Here is a 6833-nt window from a genome sequence, read left to right as displayed (position 1 = left end):
CTCTCACTAAAAATGAAGCCCAAAAAAAGAAGACTTATCGAATGAAATCGATAAATCTTCTTAAGGGTAACTAATGTTACCAACACTATTTGACACAGAGCCATTATTTTAATCTTGATTTTTCATAGTAGGAAACAGGAGAACATCTCTGATCGTATTCGCATCTGTTAAAAGCATAACTAAACGGTCAATTCCAATTCCTAATCCCCCTGTTGGCGGCATACCATATTCCAGAGATTCAATAAAGTCTTCATCTATTTCATGAGCTTCATCATTACCTTGATCTTTTTCTTTCATTTGCGCTTCAAATCGTTCTCTTTGATCAATAGGATCATTCAATTCACTGAATGCATTTGCATATTCGTGACGAGCTATAAACAGTTCAAAACGATCAGTAAATCTTGGATCTTGATCATTTTTCTTCGCTAAGGGTGATATTTCAAGCGGGTGTCCATACACAAAAGTTGGTTGGATCAGCGTTTCTTCTACAAAAGTTTCGAAGAATTCGTTCACTACATGGCCAAATGTAGCATAGTCGTCTACTGCAACATTATGTTCTTTTGCAAGTTGACGCGCTTCATTGTTTGACATGTCTTGCCAGAAATCAATACCTGTTTGTTCTTTGATTAGGTCTACCATGTGTCTGCGAGCCCACGAAGAACCTAAGTCGATTGTTTCTTCTCCATATGTCAATGTATCTGAGCCAATAACCTTTTTTGCTACAGACTTAATCATATCTTCGGTTAAGTTCATAACGTCTGATACATCATGATAAGCTGTATAAAGCTCCAACATCGTGAATTCCGGATTGTGCGTTGTATCAATTCCTTCATTACGGAAAACTCTACCAATTTCGTAAACTTTCTCCATTCCTCCAACAATCAAACGTTTTAAGTGCAGTTCAATGGCAATTCGTAGATAGAGTTCCATATCCAATGCATTGTGATGAGTGATGAAAGGACGAGCTGCTGCGCCCCCTGCCAGATTGTGTAGGAGTGGTGTTTCAACTTCAAGATAATCTTTTCCATTCAGATAATTTCTGATTTCCTGAATAATTTGACTACGTTTAGTGAATCGATCAAACGAATGCTCATTTGCAATCAGGTCAAGATATCTTTGACGATATTTTTGTTCCACATTGGTCAGTCCATGGTATTTGTCAGGTAGAGGACGTAGTGCTTTTGAAAGATATGTCAGCTTTTTAGCTCTTACAGTGACTTCTCCTGTATTCGTCTTCATGATAGTACCTTCAATACCTAAAAAGTCACCTAAATCGGCTGCTGTAAAGCTCTCATATTCTTCATCGCCTACTGCATCTTTACGTACATAAATTTGAATTATACCCTTTTTATCTTTTAAATTAGCAAACCCAGCTTTTCCTTTACCACGTTTAGTCATCATACGACCAGCAATCGTAACAGAGTGTTCCTCTTCAGATAACTCTTCTTTGGATTTATCTTCAAAAGCTTCATGTAATTCTGAAGAAAAATGAGTTCTTTCAAATCTTCCTCCAAAAGGATCAATTCCACGTTCGCGTAATTCGTTCATCTTCTCTCTCCGCACCATTAATTGGTCATTCAATGTTTCTTGATTAGACGGCTCTTGAGTCATTCGTTTCTTCGCTCCCTATCTTTTACCTTTTTTATTTTAAACACGGCTTTTTAAAAGGTATCTTTGATGCCTACTTTTTATTACTATTGTTTAACTCATACAAATCTCAAATTCATTGAATGAGTTACATTCTGCACTATAGTAACACATCTTTTCACCTTCTGAAAGGTTCAAAATGCGTCTTTGACCATTCATTTATTTAACTTACTGATTTGCTGCTTCTACTTTCAATTCTTCTAAATCACTTTCAGTGTATTGGTATTTTGTTCTACAAAAGTGGCATACGGCTTCTGCACCATGATCTTCGTCGATCATACTTTGAATTTCGTCTACTCCTAGAGAAATGATTGCATCCGCAAAGCGTTCTTTTGAACAGTCACATTCAAACTCCACTCCAGTTGTTTCTAGAATGTTATAATCTTTGTTTTCTACTAGTCTACCAAGTATTTCTTCTGGCGTTTCTCCGTTTTCCATTAACGTTGAAACTAATGGTAAGGTTTCGATAATCGATTCAATTTTTGCTATTGTTTCTTCTTTAGCTCCTGGCAATACTTGGATCATAAAGCCACCTGCTGCTTTTACAGTCTCATCAGGATTTACAAGTACGGATACGCCAACAGCGGAAGGCACCTGTTCTGAATTGGCCATGTAATAAGTGAAATCTTCCCCAAGCTCTCCACTGATTATGGGTACTTGACCGACAAATGGTTTTTTCATTCCAAGGTCTTTACTCACTGTTAACATTCCTTCTGTACCAACAGCACCTCTAACATCCAATTTACCTTTTTCATTCAACGGTAAATTCACTTGAGGATTATGAATATATCCTTTAGTTTGTCCTTTACCATTGCTGTCTACTAAAATGTATCCGACCGGTCCGTCTCCTTCGATTCTAACCGTGATTTTGTCATTCCCTTTAAGGGTTGCACCCAAAAGAGTTGTTCCAATCATTGCTCTTCCTAAAGCTGCCGTAGCCGTTGCCCATGTATCATGTCTTTTTTGTGCTTCAGCTACCATTTCTGTTGCATCAATTACATATATTCTGATTTCATTTTCATACGCTAGTGCTTTGATTAATTTATCGTTCAATCTATTCTCTCCTTAATATGGGTTCATTATACTTTTCAGATACTTAATTATACAAGGAAAGAAGAGGAGGGTTAAAATATCACCTCCTCTTCTTAACTAGTTCATTGATTTAATTATCTTTGTCTTTTTCTGAGGTATCTTCAGAGTCTGACTCAGTGTATTCTTGTTTTTGTTCAAATTCTTTTTCACGTTCTTTTTCGCGTTCTTCGCGAAGTCTTTTAGCCTCTTCAAATGAAGTTCCAATCGGTTCCTCTTTAGGATCTCTTTCAGCTTCTTCACTCTCACGAGGGAATTCTACTGGATTTTCGCTACGTTCAGTTGGCATTTCGCCATTATCGAATAAGCTCTTGATTTCTTTTTCATCCAATGTTTCAACTTCAAGAAGTTTTTGAGCAATCAATTCATGTGAAGTTTTATGCTCTTCAAGAATTTTTCTTGCTTCGTCATGCGCTTCGTTCAGAATTCTTAAAACTTCTTGATCAATTTGGTAAGCAAATTGTTCAGAGTAAGCTTTAGATTGAGAATAATCTCTTCCAAGGAATACTTGACTGTTACCTTCATATTGTACCGGTCCAAGTAAATCACTCATACCGTATTCTGTTACCATACTACGAGCAAGTTGAGTTGCTTGTTGGAAATCATTTGAAGCGCCACTCGATTGAGAGTCAAATACCATTTCTTCTGCAACTCGACCACCAAGAAGTCCAACAATTTGTTCGAACATTTCTTTTTTGGTCATCAAGAAGCGGTCTTCTCTTGGAAGCATGATGGCATATCCACCTGCACGCCCACGTGGTACAATTGTTACTTTATGGACAATACGTGCATCACTCAAGACTAATCCGACGATCGTGTGTCCTGCTTCATGATAAGCTACCATGCTACGTTCAACTTTAGAGATCACTCGATCTTTTTTAGCAGGTCCAGCAATGACTCGGTCATGTGCTTCGTCTACATCTAAAGCTTCGATTGTTTTGCTATCACGTCTAGCAGCAATTAGCGCTGCTTCATTCATTAAGTTCTCTAAGTCTGCTCCAGCAAAACCTGGAGTTTGCTTAGCAATTTGTTTCAAGTCAACACTTGATCCTATTGGTTTGTTCTTAGAGTGGACTTTAAGAATCGCTTCACGTCCTTTTACATCAGGGCGTCCAACTAAAATACGACGGTCAAAACGACCTGGACGAAGCAAAGCAGGGTCTAGTACATCTTGACGGTTTGTAGCCGCTACAACGATGATGCCTTCATTACCCGTAAAACCATCCATCTCAACAAGTAACTGGTTCAAGGTTTGTTCACGCTCATCGTGACCTCCACCCATTCCAGCTCCACGCTGACGACCAACTGCATCGATCTCATCAATAAAGATAATTGCTGGTGCATTTTTCTTTGCATTCTCAAACAAGTCTCTTACGCGACTTGCCCCAACACCAACGAACATTTCTACAAACTCAGAACCTGAGATTGAGAAGAAAGGTACGCCTGCTTCACCGGCAACAGCTTTTGCAAGTAATGTTTTACCTGTTCCTGGAGGTCCTTCAAGCAGAACTCCTGCTGGGATTCTAGCACCAAGATTTGAGAATCTTCGAGGATCTTTAAGAAATTCAACAATTTCTACAAGTTCTTCTTTTTCTTCATCCGCACCCGCAACATCCGAGAATCGAACTTTACTGGTTTTAGCATCGTTTTCTTTGGCTTTGGACTTACCGAAATTCATTACGCCACGTCCGCCACCTGCTCCGCCTCCACCTTGACCAGCCTGATTCATCATAAAGTAAAGGAACCCGACCAGTAATAATAGAGGTAATACTGAGATTAGAAGACTTGCCCAGATACTAACCGAAGGCTCTTCGATTGGTTGGACTTCTACATTGTTTTGATTCGCTAAAGCTTGAACATTTTGTACAGCAGAATCATTTTGTAGAATTGCTGATGAAAAGTTTCTTGTTTCTTGCTCTACATTCCCAAAAAGGGATACGCCTGTCTCGTTTTCAACTTGGACTTCTTCTCCTTCACGGAATGTACCCGTGATTTCATAGATGCCTCCAGTTGGTTGAATCGTAAATTCTTCTACTTTATCATCTTCAAGGAGTTGAACAAACTCTGTTGAACTATATCCTTGTGAGGTTTCACCCGAACCGCTCGTGAAGTAGCTAACTAATCCGATGATTCCAAAAAATACAATGATGTAGAAGAGACCGCTATTGAAAAATCCTTTCTTCATGCCATCCTCCATCTAACTATAAGTTATCTTATTTAAATAGTAATTACTATTTAGAAATATAATTGTTTTATTCTTAACTATGTTAACATACTAGACCTTTTTTGACTATGAAAAATGTTTGACCTTTCTTTAACCATTGATCTTATGTTACATCCTAATAGATTACTGTAACTGTAAAAAGAACATGCATACAATTTTTTGTTCGCCATTCTATATACTTTCTTTAAAACATTGAGCATCCATACCCAGTTATTGTACCATAATCTGATCACCTATTTATAGTAGATGTTCCTCATTTCATACCGATTGTATAGCTATTTATCTTAAAAATTGATTCAACTATTTTTTTATCTAAATCTCTTACTTTTTTGTTTGAATATAATCTTTTGTATTGTTTTGACTTTTGTTATATTTCTCAATTTTAGTGTCATTCATATGTTATTATAAAATCTGTTGAAAAAATTTGATTTAAAAGGAGTGTCACTGTGTTAAGCAATTCCGTTTTGATTTCTGTTGCGATAATGATTACTTTATCGCTATTAAGATTGAATGTTTTACTGGCATTAATTATCGCCGCACTGGCTGGTGGACTTTTAGCAGGAATGCCTTTAGAAGACACCATGAAAATCTTTATTGGTGGTTTAGGAAAGAATACAGAAACAGCATTAAACTATATTTTATTAGGCGCTTTGGCTGCCGCGATTCAAAAAACTGGTGCCGCCAAAATTATTACGCAATCCTTATCTAAAAGTATGAAAGGTACTGGGAAATTACTCATTTTTATTATTGCCATAATCAGCATATTCTCACAGAATCTCATTCCAGTACACATTGCTTTTATTCCAATCCTTATCCCTCCACTTATTCCCATCATGAATAAACTAAATATTGACAGAAGAGCCGTTGCTTCAGCTTTGACTTTCGGCCTGAAAGCTCCTTACATCGTCATTCCAGCTGGTTATGGTTTGATCTTTCATACGACTATCCGTAATGAGATGGCGACGAGCGGTTTAGTCCTTAACAATATGGAAATATGGCAAGTGATGTGGATACCTGGTCTCGCCATGGTCGTTGGACTTTTGGTGGCTGTTTTAATTACTTACGGGAAACCTAGAGCCTACCAAAACGCAAGACAAGATGATATAGGTCCAGAAATTAGTGATGAAAACGAGCAAAAGATTTTATTCAATAAAGATCATGCTTTTGCAGTTATCGGAGCAGTGGCTGCTCTAATTGTTCAACTGACCTTTGGTTCTTTGGTTTTAGGTGCACTGCTTGGTTTGACAATCATGGTTGTCAGCGGGGCAATCAAGTGGTCAGATATTGATGATATGTTAAAAAGTGGTATTAATATGATGGGATTCATTGCATTCGTTATGTTAGTTGCCTCAGGATATGGTGACGTGATTCGAGCGACTGGAGGTATCGATACCTTGGTTGAATCGGTCGTTGGCATAATTGGAACAAATCAGCTTATAGCCGCCACTTGTATGATCGTTTTAGGCTTACTTATCACTTTAGGTATCGGAACTTCTTTTGGAACAATCCCTATTATCGCTGCAATTTATGTCCCGCTTGCAACAGAGCTCGGTTTCAGTACGATGGCAATCGTATTATTGATTGGATCAGCAGCTGCACTTGGGGATGCTGGGTCACCTGCTTCTGATAGTACACTTGGACCGACAGCAGGTTTGAACATCGACCAACAGCACGACCATATTTGGGATACCTGTGTACCTACCTTTCTTCATTACAACATTCCAATCATGATTTTTGGAATCGTTGGCGCGATGATCTTATAATTTTTCAGTATACTCTTAAACTGCTCTATTCAATGAAGTTAAGGAAACTAAAAAGTAAGAAGCCTACTAGTTAATTTGGACTAGTAGGCTTCTTACTTTACATTATGCTG

General features: G+C 37.9%; 4 protein-coding genes. 1 reads left to right on the top strand and 3 read right to left on the bottom strand.

Features of this window, described 5'->3' with window-relative positions; translation table 11 throughout:
• Window positions 1-108 precede the first annotated feature (108 nt).
• The 3 genes from lysS to ftsH form a co-directional block, all read right to left on the bottom strand.
• Window positions 109-1611, bottom strand: coding sequence for a lysine--tRNA ligase (gene lysS, locus ACFP65_RS02865; RefSeq protein ID WP_379915708.1), 1503 nt, complete (start codon window positions 1609-1611; stop codon window positions 109-111).
• A gap of 204 nt (window positions 1612-1815) precedes the next feature.
• Window positions 1816-2700, bottom strand: coding sequence for an Hsp33 family molecular chaperone HslO (hslO, locus tag ACFP65_RS02860; RefSeq protein ID WP_379915706.1), 885 nt, complete (start codon window positions 2698-2700; stop codon window positions 1816-1818).
• A gap of 109 nt (window positions 2701-2809) precedes the next feature.
• Entirely contained in the window at window positions 2810-4921 is a 2112-nt protein-coding gene (ftsH, locus tag ACFP65_RS02855; protein WP_379915704.1) for an ATP-dependent zinc metalloprotease FtsH, read from the bottom strand.
• A 485-nt stretch (window positions 4922-5406) separates the two neighbouring features.
• On the opposite strand from ftsH, the gene ACFP65_RS02850 reads away from it, so the two are divergent.
• A complete protein-coding gene (locus tag ACFP65_RS02850) occupies window positions 5407-6723 on the top strand; it encodes a Na+/H+ antiporter NhaC family protein (protein WP_379915702.1) in 1317 nt (438 codons plus the stop codon).
• Window positions 6724-6833: the final 110 nt, after the last annotated feature.

The organism is Marinilactibacillus sp. GCM10026970, assembly GCF_042660675.1.
Lineage (GTDB): Bacteria > Bacillota > Bacilli > Lactobacillales > Carnobacteriaceae_A > Marinilactibacillus.
This window is presented reverse-complemented; position numbering and strand designations above follow the sequence as displayed.